Raw genomic sequence first — 26,691 nt, forward strand, 5'->3', positions numbered from 1 at the left:
ATAATATATACAAAAGTCCCATTGACGGGACTTTTGTGTATATTATGTTTATCCCCATCGATTAAAACTTGCCAATTCGCAAAAATCAACCTAATTTTAGCGAACTATTTAATTAAGGTAATAATGTTGGACAGATTAACTCGAACGGTACGCTGTCTATAATCAAGATATATGAATAAAAAGATCTTAATCACAGGAGGCGCAGGATTTATCGGATCCCATGTCGTTCGTGAATTTGTTGTAAAGTATCCAAATTATCAGATTATTAACTTGGATGCCCTGACATATGCCAGCAACCTTGAAAATCTGAAAGATATCGAGGACCGTCCGAATTATACCTTTGTCAAAGCGGATATTACGGATCAGGCAGCGATGAATGCTGTTTTTAAACAATATCAGCCGGATGGTGTGATTCACTTGGCGGCAGAATCCCATGTCGATCGTTCTATTGCAGATCCGACAGCATTTGTGATGACCAATGTGATCGGGACAGTAAATCTGTTGAATGCTGCCCATGCAATCTGGAAGGATAATTTTAGGGGAAAACGTTTTCATCATGTTTCTACGGATGAGGTATTTGGCGCGCTGGGAGAATCCGGTTTTTTTACGGAAGACACCAAATATGATCCGCACTCACCATATTCGGCTTCCAAAGCGAGCTCGGACCATTTTGTCCGTGCTTATCACGATACCTATGGACTGCCAATTGTGCTGACCAATTGCTCCAACAATTATGGACCCAATCATTTTCCTGAAAAACTGATTCCGTTGTGCATTCATAATATTTTACACGATAAGCCATTGCCTGTATACGGAGACGGTAAATATACACGCGACTGGCTTTTTGTGATCGATCATGCCAAAGCGATTGATCTGGTTTTTCATGAAGGTAAAGATGGCGATTCGTACAATGTGGGGGGCTTTAACGAGTGGCAGAATATAGACCTGATCAAGGAGCTTTGTCGACAAATGGATGTCAAATTAGGTCGGGAACAGGGGACGGCAGCTTCCCTGATTACCTTTGTGAAAGACCGTCCGGGCCATGACCTGCGTTATGCGATTGATGCAAGTAAAATAAATGCAGAGCTGGGCTGGAGTCCGTCAGTAACTTTTGAGCAGGGCCTGTCGCTGACGATAGACTGGTTCCTGTCCAATCAGGAATGGCTGGATCATGTGACTACGGGAGACTACCAGCACTATTATAATAATCAATATCACGGCGCTTAAATATGAAATATACAGAAACGAAACTATCCGGTTGTTTTATTTTGGAGCCTGTGGTATTCGAAGATGAAAGAGGTTATTTTTTTGAATCTTATAATGAAAACAGACTGGCTACCATCTTAGGTTATAATCCGCATTTTGTGCAGGATAACCAGTCGAAATCTCAATTTGGTGTTGTAAGGGGATTGCATATGCAAGCCGGAGACCATGCACAGGCAAAATTGGTCCGTGTACTGGAGGGCAGCGTACTGGATGTCGCTGTTGATGTTCGGCCCGGCTCCCCTACTTATGGGCAGCATGTTGCCGTGGAGCTCTCCGCGGAAAATAAAAAACAGCTATTTGTTCCACGTGGGTTTTTACATGGATTTTCAGTATTGTCCGGGCATGCGGTATTCGCTTATAAATGTGACAATAAGTATAATAAAGAAGCGGAGGATGGTGTACATCCATTAGATCAGCAGCTGGCGATCGACTGGCAAATTCCAGCGGAACAGATGATCTTGTCCCAGAAAGACAAAGAGGCACAAGGCTTCGCCGCATTATCCGATAAATTGTAATATAAGAATAGCGTGCTGACCGACATAAATGCTCCTGCTCGGAGGGGATAAACAGATCAGGATGCTTTAACCATAAAAAAGATTTTGATGAAAATCGTCATTACCGGCGCTTCCGGACAGCTAGGATCTGAATTGTATGAATTATTGGTCAATGATACCGAAAAAGAGTGCTACTTTTTGGACCGTAAGCAATTACCTTTGGATCAGATTATCCTGATTCAGGATATTTTGGCTATGTATCAGCCCGATTTAATTATTCATGCGGGCGCTTATACGGCCGTAGATAAAGCCGAAGAAGAATATGAAACAGCTAATTTGGTCAATCATTTAGCCTGTGAGGAGATTGCACAATACTGTCGCCTCCATGGCAGCAAGCTGATCGCGGTTTCAACGGATTATGTGTTTGATGGTAATTCTGCTGTTCCGCTAAGCGAAGATGCACCGACAGCACCGATCAATGTCTATGGCCGGACCAAACTTGCCGGGGAACGGGCTATTCAGAAATGGTGTCCCGAGTCGATTATTATCCGGACATCCTGGGTGTATTCTGCTTATGGGAAGAATTTTGTCAAGACGATGTGTCGTCTAATGGCCGAACGCGATCAGGTAAATGTAATCAATGATCAGATCGGTACCCCGACGTATGCAAAAGATCTGGCGATGGCGATTTTGAAAATCGCTGATGCACAGGACTGGAAAGCCGGAATCTATAACTACAGCAATGAGGGGGAGATATCCTGGTATGATTTCGCTGTAGCAATACGGGATTTCCGTTCGTTTGATTGTCAGGTAAAGCCAATTCCGACGAGTGCCTACCCTACACCTGCGCAACGGCCAAAGTATTCACTGCTTGATAAATCGAAGATTAAGGCAGCCTTTGACATAGCTGTACCGGATTGGAAGCTAAGTCTGGCTAAAATGCTGGCCGAGGAAATTAAAAATTAGAAAAAAGATTATTAAGCTGAAGGCTTATACAGCCAAATTTTAAATACGAAAGTCTCAATACGAATAGCTGGATAAAAATGAAAGGAATTATATTAGCCGGTGGATCGGGAACCCGTTTGCACCCTTTAACGCTCGCCGTGAGTAAGCAATTAATGCCCGTATACGATAAGCCAATGATATACTATCCATTGTCTACGCTTATGTTGTCAGGTATCCGCGAGATATTGATTATCTCGACTCCACAGGATTTACCAAACTTTCAAAAGTTGTTGGGAGATGGCTCCCAATTGGGCTGTCGCTTTGAATACAAGGAACAGCCAAGCCCCGATGGCCTCGCGCAGGCCTTTATATTGGGGGAGGAGTTTATCGGTGACGACAAGGTCGCATTAATTCTTGGCGATAATATTTTCTATGGATCAGGGCTATCGAAACTATTGCAATCCTGCGCAGATCCTGATGGCGGTGTCGTATTTGCTTATCCTGTACAGGATCCTGAACGTTATGGCGTAGTCGAATTTGATGCTGCGAAAAATGTAGTTTCTATCGAAGAGAAACCCAATCAGCCAAAATCCAGCTATGCTGTTCCCGGGATTTATTTTTACGACAACGATGTCGTGGCAATTGCAAAAAGTATCAAGCCGTCAGCGCGGGGAGAGCTGGAGATTACGGATATCAACAAAGAATATTTGCGCCAGGGCAAATTAAAAGTCGGCATATTTGACCGCGGTACCGCCTGGCTGGATACGGGGACTATACAGTCCTTAATGCAGGCAGGACAGTTTGTCCAGGTGATCGAAGAGCGTCAGGGGATGAAAATAGGTGCAATTGAAGAGGTTGCCTATCGCATGGGCTATATTGATAGGGCGCAGTTGCTTACTATTGCTGAGCCTTTGTGCAAATCTGGATATGGTGAGTATCTGAAACATATTGTTAAATGATCACTTGATACGATGTTCATCACCGACAACCATTTATAAAATAGTCCTGTGGTATGGATCCTGTTTACACGGAATCTTCTACAGGATATTTTTTTTGCCGTAATTCAATAAAATTAAAAAGAGAACCTTTGGTTTTCTTTCAAAAATAGCTATAATTGCATATAATCCATTTTATACAAACGCAATTATACCTTATGAAAAGTCTCAATCCGCTTTCCCTGTGCACTTATTTATTCCTTATCGCGATTTTACTGCCAATAGGCTTGTCGTCTTATATCGAAAAAAATTTCTAATATATTTATGGTTTTTTTCTTTTATAAAACAATTCTTTTTTATTAGTTGTTTTTGAAGTGATACAAATACGATAGAATCTGATCTAAATTGTGCTCGCATGATTCGAATTGACATGAGTTGTGTTCAGAACATGATATCAGCGCGCATATGACTGATTATAATACGGAATAATAACAAACATATGATTACTGTAGGCATCATAGATAGTGACGAACACGCAAGACAAGAAACGCAGCGTGTACTTAACAGCAAGAATAAAGTAGCGGCAAATCAGATCGAAGTTATTTTTGATATCGGCAAGGGTCGGGTGGACCGGGCCATGACCGCACCGGATGTGCTGATCCTGGATATTGAACACCAGGAACCGCTGATCGTCGAACATGTGAAAAGTATTTTTCCCAAAACTGAAATTGTGATATTAACCAACACCTGCGATGTCAAGACTGTACGTAGTTGCTTTAGACACGGTGCTGTCGGATACCTATTGAAACAAACCTGCATGGATTCGCTTCTTGCTGCAATTAAGATTACCTTAAACGAAGGATCCTTTGTAAGTCCGGGCGTAAATAGAGCCCTAATCGAGCAAAGTTTTAAATCAAAAAAAATTGAAGAGCTGCTTACTGCACGGGAACTCCAGATTGCCAATGGGATCATCGAGGGGTTGAGCTACAAAATGATCGCTCAAAAATATACCATTTCATTGGATACGGTGCGGATTTACATCAAACGAATTTACCGAAAGCTTCAGATCAACAGCAAAGGAGAGCTGATCGCCCAATTGACAGCCTAAGATTTCGTTACATGAAGATGTGACGGTGTATATTTTAATCTCATGGAATTTAGCCTGACTTTTATGGATATTTGAATCGTATGCTATGCCAATAAGAAACCGCTGGATTTTCCTGTTTCTTTTCTGCCATGCTGTTCTTCTCCAGTCCCGGGCGAGAGGTCAGCAACAGTACGATATTGCCTATTATTTTGAACGTGATACGATCCATATTACATCTTCACGGACATTCTCCAATAAGTTAAGTATCACCAACCATACCGATAGACCGATTGAATTAAAATCCGGTGCAGATAACACGGCTGCTCTCCGGGGTCTGATAAAATTACCCGGATCGATTCTTTTAAAGCCCAAGGAAACGAAAATTTTTCCGCTAAAATATATGGCCGATCGCCAGACCATTGTTCAGGGAACACAGGCCTTTACGATCGGATTGGAATCGGATGACCACACAGTAAAAATACAGGACCGCCAGTCCTTTTATACGCACTTGGATAGGGAACAGTCTTTCCTGATACAGACCGAACAGCCGGAATATTACCTGGATCAGGCCACGGGGCAGACGCAATTTTTGGTACGGGCCGTCAACCGGGGATTGGTACCGCTGACCGTTCAGTTGCGTTTTCCCAATCTTTCTCCCGATCTGGAGATCATCGGTGAAACCCTGCCGTTCACATTGGTCGCAGGAGGACAGTCTTTGCTGACTTTTACAGCCCGTTTGCGGAAGAAAAATATAAATACGGATTTCGATGTTGATATTCAGGCCGTCGAGGGTGGCGGTAGCGTATTGGCTTCCGGTCGTATCCGTATCATGACAGTGGGTAGCGTAAAGCGTTTCTTTTCCAATATGAATGTGCAAAATCAGCCTCTGGACAATAGAGCTGCCTTGCGTTATATCAATTTGGGGCAGGATATTTCGGTTTATCAGTTACAGGGTGACGGAAAAATTGATCTGAACAACAAAGATAGATTGAGCTACCGAATGAATCTTGATTATTATCAGAATCAACGTACTTTTAACCTATACGATACCTATCTGGATTACGATACCGAAAAGTGGGGGGTGAAACTGGGGAATATTTATGAGAATCTCGATCAGTTTATCAATGGACGCGGTATAAAAGGGACTTACAAATTCGATAAGCGACGTTCCCTCAGCCTTTATGCGATCCAGAACAATTACATGTTGTTTACAGAAATGGATAATCAGGTTCCCGGCGGGGAAATTGTTGGCGTTAAATATGCCATTCAGACCGAAAAAAATCAGGAGAACAGCATTGCCTTCTTACATAGCAACAACGATTATCGCGGCGTCCGCAGTGGTCTGTTTAGTGGTAAAAGTTTTATTGATCTGGGCAATAATAATAGCCTTTTCCTGGAAGGGGGAACAAGCATCGAACAGGTTGAAAGTGGAAATAATAGGCTAGCGGTAGCAGGGGGTATAAATTACAATAAGTCTTTTGGCAACTACCAGCTTACTAGTGTCAATTATTATAGTTCACCGTACTATGTGGGACTCCGCAGAGGTCTTACCCAGACAGATTCGCGTATTACTATGTCACTGGCCAACGGTCGAAACCTTTCTGCCCGGATCAGTTATATGGATAATAGTCCAAAATACCTTGCCGGAGACAGTAACTATTTTTTTCATAATGCTTCCGGGATACAGATTTATGAGTTGGGGTACCATACCAGCCTTGGAAAACTACAACTTGAACTCAGGCCTTATTTTATGGTCCAACAGGGTACTTACCAGCATTGGGGAGGGATTGCAACTGATCCGGTAAACTGGAAGTCGAATTCCCTTCGCACGGTAGCCGATCTCAATTTTTTTACCGCGAACCACCGGTTCTCGCTGCAAACGGATTATGGATATACTTATAGGAATACCTCCAATAGACCTATTGCGCCATTTCATTCGCTCCGTGTCAATGGTAATTACACGAATACGTTTTTCGGATTTAACACATTTATTCAGATCAACCCGTACTACTTAAGTGATCTTTTGACTACCAGCGCAAATTTGAATTACAGCATTTACTCGTTGGGCCCAAATACGCAATTTTACGCCTTTAATAACCAGCTTCAGGTACAGCTATCGACCATGTATAGCTATTATGGCTTCTCCCGAAGTAATAATCTTTCGGTGAATGGCAATGTCCGCTGGCAGATAAAAGACAACTGGAATCTGACGGCTGACCTATTCTATACGGCAATAAGCGGAAAATCGCTGTTTCTTGTGGATCCGAATTTACCGCCTGACCCTAACCCGCTGAACCGTTATTCGTTTGACAATAGGCAGATCCGCCTGGGAATAGAAAAGAATTTTGGCCGACGGGCCGGACAGAAAGGTCATAAGCTGGAACTGACTTTTTTCGAAGATGACAACAATAACGGTAGCCATGATGTCGGAGAAGCCAGAGCCGGGGCCGTGCTGGTGCGGGCCGGAAAGGAAGTGGCACAGACAGACGGGAACGGACGGGTCAAATTTGTTGATATGGAGCCCGGTCCCTATAGCATACAGGTGGAGAATAGTAAGGGCTGGGTTTCGCAGGGGCCGATAAATGTATTGATGACAAAAAACCGGCGGCTGGAAATTCCGCTCATTAAAACGAGACCTTTAAAAGGACGCATTAAGGTTGTTGAGAATAGGTATCTGAAAACAAGGCCGCAACTTGGCGGAATAAAAATCTCCGCAGCAGATCGCCGGGGGAAAACCTACAGTACATTAAGTTCAGAAAACGGCGATTATGTGCTGTATCTTCCATTGGGAAATTACAGTATAACTGTTGTTACCGAAGGAATGCCTTTCTCGATCGAAAATCAAAATTGTGAAATCGAAGTAAAAGCAGATAAGGATAACATAATTCCTGATTTTAACTATCGGGATGAACGCAGAAAAGTCGGTGTTAAGCGCTTTTAAGGAGCGACGAAGCTAAAAATAATATTGGCCGTATAGGCGCCGGCCGGCTTGTTGAGGAGCATACCTGTTGCGCTGGCGGGGATACTGTAAAGCATGTTGAGATTACGGTCTATCACGGGATCGGCATTCTGGATCAGCTGCTGGGCCGTGGTGGAAAGTGTTACGGTATTCATGCCGCTCTGACCTGCCATCGGACCGATGTTCAGTACATTTAAAGGAATACTGTTGGCTCCTGAGGTAAAACTTGGCGATGTGGCGCGTACGTAAAGATTATAGGAGCTTGTTGCGCTAAGTTTTAGATGATTGGACATATTGACGTTAACACCATTTTTATAGTCGTTGGCGGTTGTAAAAGACAGGTTAACAGCCTGCTGATTGGCAACGATTTCGGCAAGGTCGCTCACCACAATAGACAGGTTTCCGTTTGACTGAGCCAGTAGGCTGCCAATGGGATAGGCTGACATTAATTTGTTCCAGGTGTAGGTCAATGGGACGGAATAAGTGCCTGCCTGTATAAAATTTGTTTTCAGCTGATTTAATCCGATGCTATAGGTATAGGTCAACGATTGACTGTTGTTTGTGGGTACAGCAATACCGGCTGTATTGGTTAATGATTGATCCGTTGTGGATAAAGCCGCCGTTGTTGTATTTGCTGTTCCTGTTAAAGTCGTATTGACCGTCGAAACAGAAGTGACCGGTAGTGCATTATAAGCTGCAGTAGTGCTAAAGTTAAATTGTGTATTCCCTGTTTTGATGCTTGGGATGTAGGGGACAGTGGTCGATAGGGGAATGACAGTATTGCTACTGATGCCATTGGCAGCGCGATAATAGCTCAGATCATTGACCAGAATGCTGGTGGTGCCGATACTGGCCGGTGGACTTATAAAAGCCGGAACACTGATTGAGAAATCCTGGCTGGGGGGTGTGATGGTACCGCCTAAAATACCGGAGGCAGTAAGCGATAGCGTAGTTTTGTAAATGCCTGAAACCCATGTTTGATTGGCGGTAACGAAACGTGAGTTGATAATAACGGGGCCTGCAGAAAGACTTACGGTAGCCAGCGCACTGATTAAAACCTGATCGGCGGTTGATAACGTGACATCATTACTTAAGCCGAGCAGCGAAAGATTGTTGATTTTTTCCAGTTTAAGGTGCGCTACGTTTAAAGGAACTGTTCCGCCTGTTGTGCTGACAAAACTGGTGTTGTTAATTGCTTTGGTGCTGATTGTCGGGAGCAGGGCAAGTAATGTAAAAGAATATTGTCCGCCGGTAAAACTTTGGATGTAATCGGTACGTCCCTGAATGTTCGCTTCTGGCAGATTAATAGTGATCTGAGCCACGGCATGGGGGATGCCATGGCTCAAGGCGGACAGTAACGCAGCGAGACTAATATGTAATTTCTTTCTCCGCAATTTTTAAATCATATTGGCTCCCCGCATCGAGTATCGCAACAGCGAGGTACCGGCCGGGGGCAAGTTTATGGGGTAGATTTACGCGAACCCATTGTTCCGAATCGGGAAGCATGGCAATTGGCAGTGCGTCTACAGAGGTCTCTTCCCCGGTTGCTATATTGGTCAGCTCAAAACGTACATAGGCATCTTTATTGATCTGACCTGTATTTTTAACCTTGACTTCCATCCGACGGGCGGCTTGCCCCTGCTGAATGGTAACGGCGCCTTTATCTTCAAAAGCTAGAAATTCTAGATCGCCGGATTTTAATCCGGTCGGCGTATGGTATACCTGGATGCCGACTTCGATCAGGACGTTCATATGGAGTCCATTTGCCTGTGCTGCTTTTTGTTCTTTGACCTGTGTAAAGAAAAGCATGCTATGGCGCTGCCGTTTCGTTGCCATATTATCCGGGATTGTCATGGAAAGATTGACCACCTTCGTTTCCCCCGGGGCGAGCTGTACAGTGTTCTCAGATAAGGTAAGCCAGGAAGCATTTGACCCGGTATTATTCCCTGTGGCGTAATACCGTTTACTGCCCAACGAGTCGCGGTCCCAATCTTTCAGATTCGCGACAAAGGAAAGTGTGCCGGTAGAGGTATTACTGAAGGTAATGGGCTGACTGACGGTCTGTCCGGCTTCGCCGGTAAAAAATATGCGCGAAGGTGAAATGGAAATACCCTGTCCGTGGACCAGGGTATCGCATATCAGGATAATAAATACGGCTAAATATCTCACAAATAAAATGTTTAGTCAGATTTTTATTGTTGCGTCGCCGTATAAGTTACTGTCGTGTTATAGGTCGATCCCGTAAGGTTTAACAACGATGCTGGATCTGAAATGGTATATTCAACCGTATATATAGCACCTTTAGATGCCGTAGAACCATTGACCAGAGCGGATGCAGTAGTGCTAAGCGGTACATTGGGAACGGGTGTGCCGCCATTGGCCGTTGAAGCCGGTACATTAACTGTAACAATATCTAGATCCGGTCCTCCAGCCGGTTGAAATGTGCCCATTGCGGTTACAGAAAGATTATAAGGCTTATTACTGATCACCGTAAAATGACTGGCTTTAGTGACCGTTTTGGATGCGGCATAATCGGCAGCTGTTAAATAATCAAAATTTACAGTTGGGTCTGCGCCCAAAGTAATGGAGATCGCATCGGTAAGATTGATGTTGACGGTAACTGGACCAGAAGTTGCTGTAGGTTTTACTTGTGCTTTTGCTTGATGACCGAAGCATATGGCGGCGACGGTAATAAAGACGATGAATAGGTTCTTTTTCATAATTTCCTCGTTTTAGGGATATGTAACGTAAGTAAAGTTAATCACGATGTGATGGAAATACAATGTGGGGCAGTCACATGATGATGTTATAAATTCATTGGTCCGTCAGCTATTTCAACCCATGTTGGCGCTAGTGAACAAGGAAATTAATGGCGTTCTTTTTGGCAGTCAGCAGAAACTATAAATGAAACAGCCTATATTTGCGCTCAAATGTCTGAATCCAGGAGAATCTATCAAATAGATCTGTTTCGCTTTATTGCAGCATCTGCGGTGGTATTGTACCATTATTTATATCGGGGATATAAAGGGGGCAACATGTCCCTGCTGCATTTCGATGAGATCGGTGAATATTTTAAATATGGGTATCTTGGTGTTGACCTTTTTTTTATCATCAGCGGTTTTGTGATCGCCTTTTCCATCAAACATCGTTCGCTGCCCAAATTTTGCTATTCTCGTTTTAAACGCTTGTATCCAATGTACTGGATCTGTTTGATCATTACATTTATGACCGTTTATTTTTTTGGGGCGCCGCGCTATCTTGTGACATTCAAACAGCTTCTGGCCAACCTGACCATGATTCAGGAACTGTTTGGACAGGGAAATATCGATGGGGCGTATTGGTCTCTCTATGTTGAATTGAGATTTTACCTTATTATCGCGGTGTTTCTTGTCATAAGTAAATTTAGGCAGGTGAGTCTCGACTATCTTGTCTACTTCTGGTTGTTATTGTCAAGCTTGCGGCTGTTTGTTGGGCCATCAGAAATTTATGATACTGTCCATCACCTTTTCATTCTGGACTGGAGCGCTTATTTTATTGCAGGAATCATATTTTGCCAAATTTTTCTGCAGGGACCTGCGGTAAAGCACTTTATTGTATTGTCCTGGTGCATGTATTTGTCGATAGATGGCGCCATTGGCCGTATTCATTGGCTGGCAAGGACCTTTCATAGCGATTTTTCACCCTATATAATTGCGGTAACCATCATTGTGTTTTATATGGTCATGTTACTCGTGTCCTGTAAGAAACTACAATGTCTCAACTCGCCCAAATTTATCAAAATTGGGATGCTGACCTATCCCTTATATCTTATCCATCAGCATATCGGTTTTATTATTTTCAACCAGCTCCATGGCTACGTCAATAAATATGCGCTTGTTTCTGCAGTTACGCTACTGATGTTGGGTGTTGCCTACATCCTCAGCGATTGGGTAGAGCCTCGTATAATGAGGCTCTTTAAGCGTTAGCGATACAACCTTGATAACGGCTATGGCTGTCGGATGAGTGCGATCGCTTTTTCCAGCACTTCATCTTTGCCGGCTTTAATCCCGTCTATCGTTGGACTTACATCCACGTCCAATTTAACTCCCACTCGCTGTGTATCATCTCCATTTGGGTAATATATCCCGATACCACTAAACATAGTCCGTATTCCGCCGGGCAAGAAAAAAGGTGACACGTTGCCATCTGCTGCCGCTGTAGTCGAACCGATAACTAGGGCATTAGGATGGGTAGAATAGGCCATAGCATGGAATTCGGCACTACTTTGGGTAATTTCATTGACCAGGATCACCACTTTTCCTTTATAGTAATCGGGATTTGTGTTCCCGGTTTTTTGATCAACCAACGTATAAAACAGGCCAGGTGTGGAAATATCACCTACGGTGATTTTTGTAAATGTGGTGGCCCTAGGTAGTAAATAGCTGCAGACATCGTGTACAATAAATTCCGATGGATAATTGCGGCAATCAATAATCAATCCTTTGGTATTTTTAACATGCTCAACTAAGTCGGAAAGATAGTTCCGCTTGGCATTTCCGTTATTGAAATAGGCAATATCCCGATCAAGCATTTTGAAACAGGTATCTGTATTCCGGTACTTGCTGTATAGTGGCATTTTGTCCATGGGATAGGTTGGTACCGATCGGTTGTAAACTTTTTTACCATCCTGAATGGTCAGTTGTAGGGTACTGTCGTTGGAACGCAACAGATTGTTGGCAATATCTCTGCGTTGCGTCGGCAAATTGGATGCCGGATAGTATTTTAATTGCTCAGCAACGATACTTTCTATGGGTTTTCCGTTGATGCTGGTCAGGATATCGCCGACTTTTAATCCGGCGATATTTCCCCTTTCCTTATCATGAAATCCTGTAATAACAGCCTTATCCTGAATAAAGTCCGCATAACATGCTGCAATACGTTCACCTCTGAATTCGTCTATAATTTTATTCTTGCTCCAGATATTGGCATGTGTGTCATGAATATTGCCGATCAGTTCTAAGGTTGTCAGGGTGTAGGCTTTTGTGTTATCTGCCGCAACCATTTTTGGAATAAATTCATCCAATACTGTTTTCCAGTCTTTTCCGATCTGCTCTTTGTAAGGAAAATAGTATTGAATAAGATTCCAATAGCGATATAGGCTCAAAATACGATAGCCGGGATCTTTCATATCCATACCGGCATATGGGTTTTCATTATTGATGACAGGGTTTCCAATGCCACTTGCAAGTTCAATATAATAGTTGCTGCCATTTCTTTTGGCTTTGCGTACTTTTTGCAGTTCCAGTTGAAGCGTAGCTGAGAAACCGGAACTGCTGATCCAGCTGAGATCAGGCCTTAATTTGATTTCTCTATGCTCCTCCTGAGTGTCTGTCTGCGTGTCGTATGTTCCCAAAGACCGAATCCATGCTGTCAGCACCTGATCGCGTTGTTGCTGATTATGGGCTGCAAGTATTTTGGGAAGCACGCGAAAAAGAGCATAATCCCAATTGTAGTTACCGGCAGCAATCTGAGGATGATAATATTTAAGAAAACCCCAGATCAGTCCCAGATCTTTTAAGGCTTTTTGCTTGTTCTGGTCTAGTTCGAAAGTACCTATGTTGGAACCTTGATCAAATTCGTGATCCTCTTCTGCGGGGATTCTTGCTGGGGCGATGGGCTCCAGCGTTGCAATATCTTTGCCATCAATCTGAATGTTGAGATTGTCGATCCACATTTTTCCTTTTCCGATCAGGATGCCGCCAAAGACAATGGCTTTGGTTTTCGTGGGATCTAAATCCAGGGTAATTTCGTACTTTGTCCAATCCTGAGTGCCTTTTATCTGCTGTTTATTCATATTGTCGAAAGCGACTTTCGGATCTATGCGCATCCAGAACCCCGCAAATCCATCACTTACATTTTCGGTCTTTAGATACCCGCTCAAGGTGATCTTTTTGCCGGGATAACTGTAGGGGATCGTGATTCCGATATTGCCGAATCCGCCCTCACCGTCTAAATGTGTAAGAGAAACAGAATATTTCCCATGCTGGACAATACCTGAGTCCAATTGACCGGCATACTGACTGTTGGATGTTATTCCCCAGCCTATTGGCCGGCCATTTTTGACCTTCTCGAAATCTAGGTTCAGCTGCGGTTTGGCCGGTTTTACCTGTGCCATGCCGTTAAAATGTGCTATACATAATAGTGGTAGTATGCTTACCCGTCTAATCTGTTTCAAAATTGATCTGATCCTGGTCATAATCTTGTTTTTGGTCTAATGATGGCTATTGGAAAAGTTAATTTAGGTGTTCGATTTTTGTGCTTCCGATGATATTCTTGTCTGTATTTTTGATTATGCTATTGAGCAGGCTTTTCCCTTTGGACTTCACATTGATCTGGTCAATCTGCACGTAACCATAACTGATCTGACTGTTGTCGAGTGTTGCATTAAACTGATGGATAACAAAATCATATAGAATAGCAAAGGAATGCCCGCTTGCCTGTATGTCAAGATTTAAATCAGGGTGCATTTTTGTACTGTCTTTGGCAGCAAAGAACTGTACATGTGAGTTTTGACGGAATAATATCGGCTTTCGTGTGGCGTACATGGTTTGATCGGCAGATTTACCCAGGTGAACGGTTGCATTACAGTCTTCAAATAAAAGCTGGACATCAGGCCGGATCCATAGGAAAAATGCCTGTGGTGGTCCAGTCGGTATCAGTTTGACAAGTAGGGTATCCTGCCGAAGTGACAGCTGAAAGTTGTCGGGATTGGGATTATATATTTTAATCCTATCCGCTGACAGAATGTTCATTTTATTCTGATCAGCAGCACCTTTTAGGAATTTAACGTATCTAATGTGCTGTGGTACCTGTTCCATTAGTTGCATGGTCGAGTTTGAATTTACCCAAAGGGCGGAAATGAAGTCTCCGGTTTTACCGAGATCTGTATTCCATCTGATCTTACCGAAAAGTTGCGGAAACCAGGTCGCGAGCAGGAGCAGGAAAAATACTCCGAACAGTAGTTTTGTTGATGTTTTCATGATCTAGGATTTATTAAATACGGTTACAAAATCTTCCAGACTGATCTGGAGCTGTTTCATTTTTTTGACAAATTGGGGAATCTCCTTTTGAATCATTTCTTGCTGTTGGTTTTTTAAAATCAGCTCCTTCGCATTTTCAGCAACAAATAGTCCCCGGCCACGCTGATTGAACAGGATCAATTCTTCTTGGAGCTGTTCATAAGCCCGCATCACAGTTCCGGGGTTGACCTCTAAGATGCCCGCCAGCTCACGCACCGAAGGTACCCGCCCGCCCTCGGGCCATTTGCCATCGAGGATATCGAGCTGGATAAGTTCAAATAACTGCTGGTAGATCGGTTTTTCTGAGTTAAACTGCATCCTTATACCTGACCCTCCTTAAAAAGCTGCTTAATAGTATATAGACCTATAATGAGTAAAAAGAGCTGATAGATCATTTGTATCATACTGCTTCCGTACGTCAGGGCTGTAATATCCGAGTTATAGGTTCGAACAGAAAGCCACATATTCACCAGATAGATGCCGCCAATGAGCGCAAAAATTCCGACAAGTCCCAGGAAATTTATCTTCCAGATGCTAAGCAAGCCAATCATGACGACAATACTGATTACAATAAGCTTGCTGAAGGAAAATAGATAAAAAGACAGTGGTATGGGGTTAAAGTAAGCGTAGGGGTCTATATAGGGATATAACTGCCCGTTCTGTGCTAAAAGCTCCATGGCATCTTTGAAAAAAATCTGACGATAAATCTGGGCAATTGCGGTATCGAGCAGGTATATTTCAGAAAATAATACCAACAACATAACGAATGTGCCTAGGATCGGAACCATGGTATTTTCCCATGCAGATAAAGGGAGCAAATTGCGGGAAACGATAGTCCGTATTCTTTTGATATATTGAAATATGACGGGGATAACGAGCAGTCCGGGTATAAATATCAGCTGTTTGAAAGTGACAGATTTGCCCGAGATAAGTTTAAAGGCGGTATCAATGGAGAGAGTTTCCTTGCTATCGCGCATAATGTGTTCATAAAAAATACTGGTCGGATAGAGGTTCCCAAGAATAGCGAGTATAAATACCAAAAGTGCCATGGTACGGAAATCTTTGCGGTAGAGGTAATAGAATTCACGTAGACCTATTCCCAAACGGGTAAAATTAAACGTTGTTTTCATAGTATTGCATATTTTTTAAAAGATCCGGACAGCCATGGATTGCGGTAAACAAAAGTTCGATATCCAATGTAGAGTCCCGTTTCGAGGGATTGGTATATAACCCATAGTTGCCCAACATACCTTCATCCTGAAAGAGCAGCTGTTCATCTTCCATAGGCGTATTGGTAAAAAGAAACTGTTGGCCGATATCGTCCAGAGATTGATTAAGCACTAACTTTTTATGATCAACGATAAGAAGGTGGTCTATCACCCGGTCGATCTCACGAAATTGATGGGTGGAAATAATCAGCAACTGTTCTTCGGAGATATATTGACTGATCAATCTCCGGAATTGCTTTTTGGACAGAATATCCAATCCATTGGTGGGTTCATCCATAAATAGGTAGGGGACTTGAGTTGCCAGGGCAAAGGCGATTTCGACCTTTTTTTGTTGACCCATGGAAAGCGATTTGTGCGAGGTATCGGGGCTCACTTCAAATATGTCAAGGTAGTACAAGTATCGTGTATGATCAAAATTCGGATATAATCTGCCATAGATATTTCCCAGACGGTGTGCAGACCAGTCAGGCGATTCAAGGTGTTCAGCTAAATAATAGACCTGCTGACGACTTGTAATCTGACGTTCCTGTGTAGAGACGTTGTCTATGTATACCTGGCCTCGATCAGGAAATAGCGAACCTGCCAATAGTTTAAGTAATGTTGTTTTCCCAGCTCCATTTTTGCCCAAAAGACCGTATATCCCGGGGCGTTCCAGATCAAGGCTTAAACTATTTAGGACCTGATCTTTTTTTGTATAGCCAAAGCTAATTTGTTTTGCTATGATCATAATTTAGTTTTAGTGTATCGTAACACCGATACACTAAAGATAGAACAGAAAATGTTGACTTCCAAATTAAATTTGTTTTTTTATTCATTTAGATAATTCATCTCATGCTAGCTTTATCTGAAATGGTATGGAATACTTTTTTTACAGTATGTTTAAGGTTGATGGAAATTATTTCGCTGTACATCTGCTGCTTATGTTTAAAAATTTCGTTTTTTATATAAGCTGGATAAGGCTCGCCGTTTAATAGCGTCGGGCTTTTCTGTTTTTTATGGTATCATGTGCCCCAAACATGGAGTCGAAATGACGTACGTACGATTTTAGTAATAATATATTTTACAAGGGAGCGATCAAGAGCCCGTAAAAGACAATTGACCGCCATTGGGTGAAAGAAGAACTGTTGAGTAGTGCGTTATCTGCCAGAAAGCTAGTAGACAATATTTCCTTGATAGATAAGGGATCCCACCGGTGAAATACGCGAAATAGCTTCGGCCGAACAGCTTGCATCGATGAGTACGATATTTGCGTCGTCACCGGGCTTTGGCCATTGCTGCTGCCCTTTGTCATCTAATGGAATCGGGCCTGCTGTTGCCAACTTCAACATACGTGACAGACCATACTCAGTAACCTGTCCGTATACCTGGGCCGCCATATTGGCTTTTTGCAGAACACTTCCTGTCCCAAAGGTGTTCCAGTGATCGACAATGCTGTCGTTTCCGGTCATCACGGTGACCTTGTTTTCCAAGAGTGTTGGGATAGGCATAATCAAGCCAGCAAAAGGAATTGTAGAGACAATGCCGATCTGCGCTGCACCGAGCTGTTCCGCGATTTCCTGTTGTTTGGCTTTCTCGAGCCTTCCTAAAACAAAACAGTGACTGAGGTAGGTCTTTCCTTTTAATGCAGGATTTTCATTTACTTTTTTGATCAGATACTCCACTGTCTTCAATCCGGATTCGCCAGACTCATGCAAATGGATGTCAATTCCCTTGTTATGATCCAATGCCAACTGAACAGTGAAATCCATGGTTTTCTCGATGGCACCGTCAATGGTAAAGGGATCCACTCCACCGATAAAATCAATATTGGTTTTTGCAGCTTCTTTGAGGTAGGGAACAGAATCCGTGTAGTATACCCCATGTTGGGGGAAGGCAACCAACTCGGCCCCGAAACTGTTTTTCTTATTTTCCAGTGCAAGTTGTAGGTGATGCAAGGAATCTAATTTTGATGTAGGCTCTATATTGACGTGGCTGCGTGCGAAGGCTGTTCCTTTGGATTGCAGTAGTTCAATAAGCTTTTCTGCCTTATAAGTCGAGTTTTTCAGCAGTTCCGGAAGCAGCTGCTGCTCTAGTGCGATCATTCCTTTGACACCTCCGGCACCGCGGCGTACAGCTTGCCATTTATCCCCATAAAATGTTTTGTCCAGATGGATGTGCATATCGCTAAACGAAGGGAGCATCAGACGGCCTTTTGCATCTATGGCATTGGCATCGGTACTATTGGGGCCAATCTTTTTGATTTTTCTGCCTTCGATCTGTACAGTAAAAAGACCGGTTTTTGTTGCGATGACATTGCCAGTTCCATCATATTCAAAGCCTGTTTCCAATAAAACATTCTTTAGCGTATAACTTTTTTTGCCTTGACGCCCAGCTATAACTTCCTGCTGGGTAAACTGGCTACGGTCTTCTGCATGGAGCATGTTTGGGATCAATGTTGCTCCGGCAAGTGCAAAAGCAGAATTCCGGATAAAATCTTTGCGTGTAAGCGCTATTGGTTTCATTATTTCCTGTTTACGATACAATCTAACAGATCCATACAATGGATCGCCTCCTACAAAGTTATAGATCGAAACCTTTAGTATTACTGGGTAATTTCTGCCATTTCTTGTGCGATTTATCTTTTTTCCCGAAAATCACTTGGACTTACACCCGTCTGCTGCTTAAAAAAATTCGAAAAATAGGCTTGATCCGCAAATCCCAATTCGAATGTGACCTCTTTAATGGATGATTCCGTACTTTGAAGAAGGCGTTTTGCTTCTACACAGATCCGTTGATGGATGAGCTGGGTGGCGGATATTTTCAAATGTTTTTTGCACAGAATATTGAGGTAATTGGGGGAGATATGTAGCTTCTCGGCATAAAAAGCAACTAATTTCTGTTCCCTGAAAAATTCGTCTATCAACATATTAAATTTGGCAAGACGGGGGACGGATTGATAGACTTTAAATTCGGTAAATACATGCTCTGCTTCCCTGCTGACGATGGCGGCGATCACGGCGGCACGTGCTGTAATCAGGGGAATCAATGAATGCTCACGCTCCAGCTCTTTTTTGACCGATTCAAATTCGTAATGTAGCAGAAAGAAGGCTTCTTTAGTAAGGTCAATCACTGGATGGTTCTGGTAGTTGGTAAAGGAAAAGCGAAAGAAGGGCGCGAAATGCTCAAAAAATGAGCGTTCGATCATCAATTGGTAGCCAATTGTACCAGCATAAACGTGCCACTTATGCATTTGGCCCGGGAATAGCACATGTACCTGATGATTTTTAATCGGGTAGTCAATCGAATCAATCGTATGTACACCAGATGCGGTATCAAATAAATTGATAATAAAAAAATCGTGCTTATGGGGTTTTTCTATCAGCTTTTCGCCATGTAATTCATTGAAGAGCAGTTCTTCCCGGCCGGCGGTCTGTTCTTTGCGAAAACCGTCCAATCCAATGACCGGTGCCCGGCTATTAGCATTTCGTTTATCCATAGTACAATGTCTCAGACCTAAAATACGAAAAGCCCATAGCATTTGGAGCAATGGATTAAAATAAATCGGTTGATACCGACCGTCATGGTGCAGCAAACAACAATAGTCATTTTCCCAATTCTTTCCTAAATTCGGAATACATTTGTAATGGGTAAGGAAAAGTTGAACCAGGGATAGAGGTGAGATTTGGTTAAAAAAACAATTGTCCAATGAAAGTACTTATAATTGAAGATGAAGCGGAATTGAGGGAAACGTTGAAAGGCTCTCTTGTCAAAGAAGATTATATCGTAGAGACTGCAGGCGATTTTAGATCGGCGATGGATAAAGTCTCTGTCTATGACTATGATTGCATTTTGCTGGATATCATGCTTCCGGGAGGGAGTGGATTGCAGGTCTTGGATCTGCTTAAACAGGAGGGTAAATCGGACAATGTCATTATCATTTCTGCGAAGGATTCCTTGGATGACAAGCTGCGGGGGCTGGAACTTGGAGCCGATGACTATCTGACCAAACCCTTTCATATCGCCGAGTTAAATGCCCGGATTAAAGCGGTATTGCGCAGAAAACAACGCGATGGCAAAAATACATTGGCAATGGGCAATCTGCTGCTGGATCTGAATGATCGTAATCTTTCGATTGCCGGTGAACCTGTCGCGCTGAATAGAAAGGAGTTTGATATCCTTAACTATTTTTTGCTGAATAAAAACCGCCTGGTCAGTAAGAGTGCATTGGCCGAGCATGTTTGGGGAGATAATACCGATCAGGCAGATAACCTCGATTTTATCTATTCCCAGATTAAAAATCTTCGAAAGAAATTTTTGACAAAACAGGCGAATGTGGATTTTGAAGCAGTCTATGGAATAGGCTATAAACTTGTGGAAAAATGAAATTAGCTAATCAGACGCTCAAATATCTCTCCGTCTCCGTGCTGATGGTTATTGCACTGTGGTCGACCATTTTTTATTTGTTTATGCTGGAAGTGATCCACGATAATATTGATGAGGAATTGGAAAATCAAAAGCGCTTAATTATTCAGGAGCTGGCTTCCGAGGCAATTGTATCTCCGGATCTGGAATTTGGAATTAACAATTATAAGGTACGTGAAATTCCCGAACAGCAAGCGATCAAAATGCAGAATGTATACAAAGATACCATGTTGTATAAGCAGGATGATGATGATCCCGAACCAGAACTGGAGCCTGTGCGCATGCTGACAACGGCGTTTGAGCATAAAGGGCATTACTACGAACTTTCAATTATTAATTCGATGATCGAGGAGAGCGACCTGATCAAAAACCTGTTTTACTCTGTTCTGATTTTATTTTTCCTGTTGGTGGTCAGTATTGTCTTGATCAATAAGGTAGTTATTGAGCGATTATGGAGCCCCTTGTATTATTTTTTAGATCAGCTGACCAAATTTCGCCTTGGGAAATCGGATGACAAGCCAAGCATGGATACGAATATTGTGGAATTTAAAGACTTGCAGCTTGCCGTAACAACATTAATCCGACATAATGAGGAAATCTACGAACAGCAGAAACAGTTTATCGGAAATGCCTCGCATGAATTGCAGACACCTTTGGCGATAATGATCAATAAACTTGAAATGATGGTTGAGACAGAGGGCCTGCAGTCTGAACAGGCAAATGCAATTGCCGAGGTATTAAACACTGCGGAGCGGCTGGTACGATTGAATAAGTCGCTATTGCTGCTTACCAAGATTGAAAACAGGCAATTTTTAAACAACGAGGATCTTTCGCTTAATACGCTTGTGACAAACATCGTCGAGGAACTTGAAGATATGGCCACATTTAAAAATATCACGATACAGGTGCAGCAACAACTGGAACTTAATCTAAGCTTAGATAGTTCCCTGGCCAATATCATGGTGTCAAATTTGATCCGCAATGCTTTGTTCCATAATATAGAGGGTGGGGAAGTCGATATTACGATCACTGAAAATGCGCTGCTGGTTGCAAATACAGGTGTTGAGGGGCCTTTGGATGCTGAACAGGTATTTTCAAGATTTTATAAATCGGATGCTTCTTCAAAGGGTACGGGGCTGGGCCTTGCAATTGTTCAGGCCATCTGTCATCTCTATGGATTTGAGGTTTCATACCATTATGACCAAAGCAAGCATATATTTAAACTGAATTTTCCCTCGGCATAATTTTCATTCCCAAATCTTTACAGAATCAGGGCTTTACTTTGTAATACATTAAAAATAGTAAAGTCATGAACGTTAAAATGATATTAAGTGCAGGTATTCTTGCATTCTCAACAATTGGAGCTTTTGCGCAGGATATTCCCCAAAGTCAGGTGCCTGCTGTCGTGGTAAATAGTTTTCAGCAAAAATTCCCGAAAGCAAAAGGGGTTGACTGGGAACTGAAAGCGGGTCTTTATGAAGCCGAATTTGAAACAGGTTTGTTCGGAACAGACCACGAAGTCTGGATTCAGGGCAACGGTAAAATTGTGCGCCATAAGGAAGAACTTGCAAAAAATGATTTACCAAAGGCTGTGATTGCCCATGTGAAAAAGGAATTTCCGGGCTATCGTATCGACGATGTCAAAAAGATTACGGAGGAGCAAAAGGTTACCTATGCATTCGACGTGAAAAGTGGATCCAACGAATGGAAACTTGTTGTGGATCCCAAAGGGAATGTATTAGGAAAGGTAAGGGATTAATGATTGAAAGATTTATTGTAACGGAATATCTTCCTTAGATCTGTGTTTCCTGGTATTCAATTGTTTTGGCTCGGATGTCAATTTTTACCTTGTAAAACAGTCTGGATTGTGTTTTGTTGTAATAATAAATCTGATTTTCTTTTACCCAATTCGGTTTCGAAATCGAATCATATAGAGAGGAAGTACTTATTTGTTGTAGATGGTTATCAATTTGACGAATTGCTTTATTGTTGAGTTTGATTTTATAAATCAAATCGTAGTCCCGGAGTTCGTCATCGTAATCATCGCGTAAAACTTCTATATCACCTTCAAGGCAGAATCCAAGCAATGCTTCTACACGCTCTTTGCTAGGCTTTCTCCAATTGAATAGATATAACCAAAAGATAAAAATAGGAATCAGGAGGCTCAAAAAGATCCAGCTTACCCATTTTGATTTATTCGTGAATTGGTAGAAGATCAATAGTATTAGTCCTATCAGAATTGTAAAAAATAGGGCTAAAAAAACATTCATAAATTGTTATTAATTTGTGTTAACTACGAATTGTATGTAGCGAATATAAAAAATTTAGAAAAAAACACCTAGTTAGTGTTCGCAACTAGGTGTTTTTTATAAAATCGTCTTGTCTTTAAATTAGTCTTCGCCCTCTTCTGCATGGAGTTCGAAAGACAATTTCACTACATCATCACCGGGAAATTTGGCTGCGTAATCCGAGAGGTTCCAATCGTCACGCGTGATTTTTGACTTTATCGTTGAATCGCTGAATTTGCGAAGAACATAGGAAACTTCTTTCTCGCCTTCATTGTCTTTCCCAGCAGTAAAATAGGTTATGATACCCGTGGTTTCAGTAGCGCCATTCACGATTGTGCCGTCCTCATATTTTGTTTCTCTGGTCTGAAATATCGCTCCGCTTTCATTTGTGCTTTTTGAATTCAAGACAAAAGCTGCACCAGAAAGGAATGCTTTGTAATGATCTGCAGTTGCTTTGTCTTTGATGTACTGCCCCTGAATTTCTTTACCGCTGGCATCAAACTGTTTGAACTCGATTTTATAAATTCCTGCTGGTTTAAGATGAGCGTGTCCAGCTAGCGCTTTGCCGGTACCATCGAAGCTGACGGTCGTAGGTTCGACGTTTTCTTTGTCAGCAAGGTCATGAAAATGATTGCCATGTGCTTCACCTTTAACTTCTGTAAAAATCAGTTTATAGCTTGCTTTAACATCTGCGGCCTGTATGGTCAATGGCGACTCCAAAGTTGCCGTATTTCCGGCTTTGTCGGTTACCATAAAGTGAAAATGATATTGACCGGCAGGAGCTTCGGATGGGATGTCCATGTGCTCATGAAAAGTCGCATTTCTTTTGCCCACATATTTCTCGTCGGTATAAACTTTAGCAAACTTGAAGTTACCTCCGCCCTCCTGGTGGATCTCGATAACAATTTTGTCGATGAGTGCCTCTGCCATAATATCACCTTCTAGGTGGAGATCCGAGCCTGCTTTTACGGTTTTATTGTTGTCGGATCCGATTTCCATGGTGCCGATCTCGGGTTTCGTTGAAACAGGAACATCAGCATCGTCTTTCTTACAGGAAGACAGGAAGCCAAAGAAAAGTGCTGTAAACAGTAATAGGAAGTTAATGTTTCTAGTTTTCATCTGCATTGGATTTAAAATTTATGATATAAAATAATTGAAGTATAGTTGCGTGTTAATAAAGCGTTATTCAACGATGCGTACGCTGATTCCACGTTGTGTGCTCCAGCCGGATTGATCCGTCACCTGAATCATAAAATGATAATTTCCGGGATCGATGTCCGCAGGGACGTCGATCTGAAGTTGGGCATCATACTGTTGTGGCTGCCCGGGTATATTGACGGACTTGACAAGAACAAATGGTTTGACCGGTTTTTTGAGGGGTTCTAATGTGCATTCCTCTACCTCGGTACTGTGGGAGTGATGGTCAAAATTATGATGCACGTCAATGCTATAACTGCCCAGGGCGACATTGTCGGATAGTTTTGCGTGGAAGGTAAAACTTGATCCGCGTTTGATGGGACTACACTGCTTTGGAAAAGCTGTTGCTGCACTGAGATCAATGGTTGGTTTTTCGGTGTCAATATTTTCCTTATCCTTTTTACAGGCGATGGTAAAGGCCAGCATCAAGGCCATTAGTGCATAAGGTTTCAGTTTCTGCGTCTGTGTATTCATTTTTATCATGATTTTAATCAATTAGTTGTGCTGTGATTGGATGAATATGTTGATTAGCTTGGGTTTTCCTTCCCGAATGGTATGCCAACCGATAGGACGATATTTCGTCCCTGTTCCGGGAGCGATATCAGGCGGTAAAAACTGGTATGATCCATATATTTGGTGTTAAACATATTCTGGACCTGTAAGCGCAATTGCAGCGCTGATTTGCCCCATGTCAACTGTGTTCCCGCTCTGAAATTGAAGACTTGGTAACCTGCTGTTTTTTCTTCGGGTGGGACAATATGGTCTTGCCCGGTGGTCCATTTACAATCCAAAGAGATGTAAGGCTCCTGAAAATGCGTGCTGCTTTTGGGAAACCAACTGAGGTCGACCAAAAGTGAAGGCGCAGGTGAGAAGGGCAATGTGTAGCCTTTCTTGCTGCCGGATAATTGCTCGGATCGAACATATTCACCCAATAATTCTACTTTCCAGTGAGTTAAGGGGCGATATTCCATTTTTAGTTCAGCTCCATAACGACGTACTTTGCTTTCGCCATACTCAAATATTTGATTACCGGCTCCATAATACTGATCATAACCGGATGTAGGATTGAGGTAGATATAATTTGCAAAATAATTGAAAAAAGGTGTGAAAGCAAGGTATATATTTCTCGAACGCCGGGCCAGCGAAAAGTCGGCTTGATAAGATTGCTCGGGTGAAAGCGATGCGTTACCTTTTTCATAACTGAAATAATGATAATTTACCCCGTTGGCGGCGAGTTCCTGTGCAATAGGAACCCGGAAACTTTTACCAACATTCAGTTTGGTTTCCCATGAGCCGATTTGTCGTGTTACCCCTAACGACCAGACCAAGCTATTGAAACTACGGCGAAGTTCATCTGCCCTGACGACATGAACCGATTGATTGTTTTCCAGCATGGATGCAAACCAGTCCTGATAGGGCGAGGTATGTATATGGCTATAGTCATAACGTAAAGCACCATAGAGCATCGTTTGATCGTTGATCGGATATTGGTCATGGATAAAAGCTCCCAGGGCTTGCTGTTTGTACGATGGGATCAGGAAACTCCAGCCAGCTATCTTATTATGCTGGTATTCCGCATTCCCCCCGACGGTGAGCCGGTGATTGCCCAGGGTGAACTGGTCTTTCAGCGTAATATTAACAATCTCTTTATCATAGCGCCGTTCAAGATGTATGGGAGTGTTCATATCCTGAGGATAAACGGGGGGCATATACCCGTGTGCGGTATAGTTGTTGAATTCTTGGCGATAATTTCTTTGATAGCCAAGATCCACCCAGATCTTGTGGTTGCCCTGTACGATATAATTTCGATTGATGAGCTTAAAATGATTAACCTGCTGGCTTGGGTAGAGAATGTCCCGGTCGGATTGGTCGTACAAGGCGGTATTCACTCCCCGTGGCTCTAAACCATGTGCATTGGCAAAAAATCCTATTCTAGTATGATAATTGCTTAGATAGACAATGGAGGAAAATCGTTCGGAGTTATATCCACCCCTTAGCTGAAAGCTGGTCTCCCGTCCGGCTGTATTGCGTACCTGACGATCCTTTAACCGGACCGCATAATTGTACACATAGACTGTGTCAGTTGGTACGCGATAGTCGGCATAATCCAGATGGGTGACACCGCCACCAAAGACCCAATTGCCTTTCCGGCCCTGTAGTTGCAGGGATCCACCATAGGTAGCATTGTTTGATTTAGTCAATAAATTGACAATACCTTTCAGCCCATTTCCTTGTAGTTCGGCTGGTGGCGATAGTCGGATGACACCGCCAATGGCATCCGACCCGTACATAAATGAGCCGGCTCCCTTAATGATTTCAGCAGTGCCGATGCTGTATTGATCAATTTCCAATCCATGATCCAAACCCCATTGCTGCCCTTCGTGCTTAATCCCATTTTCTACGGTGGCTACCCGATTAAAGCCCAGGCCCCGAATCTGTGGTTTGGATTGACTGGCACCTATACCTATCGCATTGACGCCGGGTAACCGGCTTAAGGTTTGCATCAAACTGCCTGCCTGGTATTTCTGTATGGAATCGCTGCTTAAGACATCCACAGATAGGACGCCCTCCGCAGCGTGTTTATAACGTTTTCCCTCAACATATACCTCCCGTAGTCCAATGTTTTTGACCGCTTTCTCCTGTGCAAAAGCGGAATGTAGCATACTATAGGTGAGTAATAGAGTGAAAACCGTACGCCTGTTCATCAATTATTGAGTTGTTTGTAAATTATATATTGCAATTAAGTTGCAACAAATATAGGTAAAAAGATTTTAAAAGCAACTGTGTTGCGTAATAAGGGTGTGATAATAAATCCCTGAAATCAGCGATAAA

The 26,691-nt window shown here is 42.7% G+C and carries 24 protein-coding genes; 10 read left to right on the top strand and 14 right to left on the bottom strand.

Annotation, left to right across the window (positions count from 1 at the left end; genetic code table 11):
- The first annotated feature begins 171 nt into the window (after positions 1-171).
- From rfbB to ABTV71_RS01490, 6 genes are all read left to right on the top strand, one after another.
- Positions 172-1,227, top strand: coding sequence for a dTDP-glucose 4,6-dehydratase (gene rfbB, locus ABTV71_RS01465; protein WP_433902045.1), 1,056 nt, complete (start codon positions 172-174; stop codon positions 1,225-1,227).
- 2 nt (positions 1,228-1,229) lie between these two features.
- A complete protein-coding gene (gene rfbC, locus ABTV71_RS01470) occupies positions 1,230-1,781 on the top strand; it encodes a dTDP-4-dehydrorhamnose 3,5-epimerase (RefSeq protein WP_433902046.1) in 552 nt (183 codons plus the stop codon).
- 87 nt (positions 1,782-1,868) lie between these two features.
- Entirely contained in the window at positions 1,869-2,726 is an 858-nt protein-coding gene (gene rfbD / locus ABTV71_RS01475; protein ID WP_433902047.1) for a dTDP-4-dehydrorhamnose reductase, read from the top strand.
- Positions 2,727-2,803: 77 nt separating this feature from the next.
- Positions 2,804-3,664, top strand: a complete 861-nt coding sequence (gene rfbA, locus ABTV71_RS01480; protein WP_121126927.1) for a glucose-1-phosphate thymidylyltransferase RfbA — start codon at positions 2,804-2,806, stop codon at positions 3,662-3,664.
- A gap of 475 nt (positions 3,665-4,139) precedes the next feature.
- Positions 4,140-4,748, top strand: a complete 609-nt coding sequence (locus ABTV71_RS01485; RefSeq protein ID WP_433902048.1) for a LuxR C-terminal-related transcriptional regulator — start codon at positions 4,140-4,142, stop codon at positions 4,746-4,748.
- Between the two features lie 85 nt (positions 4,749-4,833).
- Entirely contained in the window at positions 4,834-7,668 is a 2,835-nt protein-coding gene (locus tag ABTV71_RS01490) for a hypothetical protein (protein ID WP_433902049.1), read from the top strand.
- On the opposite strand, the gene ABTV71_RS01495 is transcribed toward ABTV71_RS01490, so the two are convergent.
- Genes ABTV71_RS01495 through ABTV71_RS01505 form a run of 3 tightly spaced genes read right to left on the bottom strand, consistent with a single transcriptional unit; the run spans position 7,665 to position 10,406 of the window.
- The gene (locus tag ABTV71_RS01495) at positions 7,665-9,080 is read right to left on the bottom strand and encodes a hypothetical protein (protein WP_121126930.1); all 1,416 of its coding nucleotides are present in this window, start codon (positions 9,078-9,080) and stop codon (positions 7,665-7,667) included. The genes ABTV71_RS01490 and ABTV71_RS01495 overlap by 4 nt on opposite strands.
- Positions 9,055-9,855: a hypothetical protein gene (locus ABTV71_RS01500; RefSeq protein WP_433902050.1), complete on the bottom strand. Its 801-nt coding sequence runs from the start codon at positions 9,853-9,855 to the stop codon at positions 9,055-9,057. The genes ABTV71_RS01495 and ABTV71_RS01500 overlap by 26 nt, the downstream gene beginning before the upstream one ends.
- 23 nt (positions 9,856-9,878) lie before the next feature.
- Entirely contained in the window at positions 9,879-10,406 is a 528-nt protein-coding gene (locus ABTV71_RS01505) for a hypothetical protein (RefSeq protein ID WP_433902051.1), read from the bottom strand.
- Positions 10,407-10,616: 210 nt separating this feature from the next.
- Here ABTV71_RS01505 and ABTV71_RS01510 point away from each other — a divergent pair, with 210 nt between their 5' ends.
- Entirely contained in the window at positions 10,617-11,651 is a 1,035-nt protein-coding gene (locus ABTV71_RS01510) for an acyltransferase family protein (protein WP_433902052.1), read from the top strand.
- 20 nt (positions 11,652-11,671) lie between these two features.
- Here the strand turns inward: ABTV71_RS01510 and ABTV71_RS01515 are convergent, their stop codons facing one another.
- The 7 genes from ABTV71_RS01515 to ABTV71_RS01545 form a co-directional block, all read right to left on the bottom strand.
- Positions 11,672-13,921: a S41 family peptidase gene (locus tag ABTV71_RS01515; RefSeq protein ID WP_433902053.1), complete on the bottom strand. Its 2,250-nt coding sequence runs from the start codon at positions 13,919-13,921 to the stop codon at positions 11,672-11,674.
- 37 nt (positions 13,922-13,958) lie between these two features.
- Positions 13,959-14,705: a hypothetical protein gene (locus tag ABTV71_RS01520; RefSeq protein WP_433902054.1), complete on the bottom strand. Its 747-nt coding sequence runs from the start codon at positions 14,703-14,705 to the stop codon at positions 13,959-13,961.
- A 3-nt stretch (positions 14,706-14,708) separates the two neighbouring features.
- Positions 14,709-15,062, bottom strand: a complete 354-nt coding sequence (locus ABTV71_RS01525) for a GntR family transcriptional regulator (RefSeq protein WP_121126936.1) — start codon at positions 15,060-15,062, stop codon at positions 14,709-14,711.
- 2 nt (positions 15,063-15,064) lie between these two features.
- Complete coding sequence (locus tag ABTV71_RS01530; protein ID WP_121126937.1) at positions 15,065-15,874, bottom strand: hypothetical protein; 810 nt, start codon at positions 15,872-15,874, stop codon at positions 15,065-15,067.
- Positions 15,858-16,700 carry an ABC transporter ATP-binding protein gene (locus tag ABTV71_RS01535; RefSeq protein ID WP_433902055.1) on the bottom strand — a complete coding sequence of 281 codons (843 nt, stop codon included), beginning with the start codon at positions 16,698-16,700 and terminating at the stop codon, positions 15,858-15,860. Before ABTV71_RS01535 ends, ABTV71_RS01530 begins: the two co-directional genes overlap by 17 nt.
- A 424-nt stretch (positions 16,701-17,124) precedes the next feature.
- Complete coding sequence (locus tag ABTV71_RS01540) at positions 17,125-18,474, bottom strand: amidohydrolase (protein ID WP_433902056.1); 1,350 nt, start codon at positions 18,472-18,474, stop codon at positions 17,125-17,127.
- Between the two features lie 113 nt (positions 18,475-18,587).
- Entirely contained in the window at positions 18,588-19,448 is an 861-nt protein-coding gene (locus ABTV71_RS01545; protein ID WP_433902057.1) for a helix-turn-helix domain-containing protein, read from the bottom strand.
- 209 nt (positions 19,449-19,657) lie between these two features.
- Between ABTV71_RS01545 and ABTV71_RS01550 the strand changes: the two genes are divergently transcribed.
- The 3 genes from ABTV71_RS01550 (at position 19,658) to ABTV71_RS01560 (ending at position 22,133) form a co-directional block, all read left to right on the top strand.
- A complete protein-coding gene (locus ABTV71_RS01550; RefSeq protein ID WP_121126941.1) occupies positions 19,658-20,335 on the top strand; it encodes a response regulator transcription factor in 678 nt (225 codons plus the stop codon).
- A complete protein-coding gene (locus tag ABTV71_RS01555) occupies positions 20,332-21,618 on the top strand; it encodes a sensor histidine kinase (RefSeq protein ID WP_433902058.1) in 1,287 nt (428 codons plus the stop codon). The genes ABTV71_RS01550 and ABTV71_RS01555 overlap by 4 nt, the downstream gene beginning before the upstream one ends.
- Positions 21,619-21,683: 65 nt before the next feature.
- Positions 21,684-22,133 (top strand): PepSY-like domain-containing protein, encoded by a 450-nt coding sequence (locus ABTV71_RS01560; protein ID WP_220700171.1) that lies wholly within the window; start codon positions 21,684-21,686, stop codon positions 22,131-22,133.
- A gap of 34 nt (positions 22,134-22,167) precedes the next feature.
- Here the strand turns inward: ABTV71_RS01560 and ABTV71_RS01565 are convergent, their stop codons facing one another.
- The 4 genes from ABTV71_RS01565 to ABTV71_RS01580 form a co-directional block, all read right to left on the bottom strand.
- Positions 22,168-22,644 carry a hypothetical protein gene (locus tag ABTV71_RS01565; protein WP_433902059.1) on the bottom strand — a complete coding sequence of 159 codons (477 nt, stop codon included), beginning with the start codon at positions 22,642-22,644 and terminating at the stop codon, positions 22,168-22,170.
- 120 nt (positions 22,645-22,764) lie between these two features.
- On the bottom strand, positions 22,765-23,781 hold the full coding sequence (locus ABTV71_RS01570; RefSeq protein WP_433902060.1) for a DUF4625 domain-containing protein: 1,017 nt from the start codon (positions 23,779-23,781) through the stop codon (positions 22,765-22,767).
- A gap of 63 nt (positions 23,782-23,844) precedes the next feature.
- On the bottom strand, positions 23,845-24,333 hold the full coding sequence (locus tag ABTV71_RS01575; protein WP_433902061.1) for a DUF4625 domain-containing protein: 489 nt from the start codon (positions 24,331-24,333) through the stop codon (positions 23,845-23,847).
- A gap of 53 nt (positions 24,334-24,386) precedes the next feature.
- Positions 24,387-26,564, bottom strand: coding sequence for a TonB-dependent receptor (locus ABTV71_RS01580; protein ID WP_433902062.1), 2,178 nt, complete (start codon positions 26,562-26,564; stop codon positions 24,387-24,389).
- Positions 26,565-26,691: the final 127 nt, after the last annotated feature.

It is taken from the genome of Sphingobacterium puteale, from assembly GCF_050986225.1.
GTDB lineage: Bacteria > Bacteroidota > Bacteroidia > Sphingobacteriales > Sphingobacteriaceae > Sphingobacterium > Sphingobacterium puteale.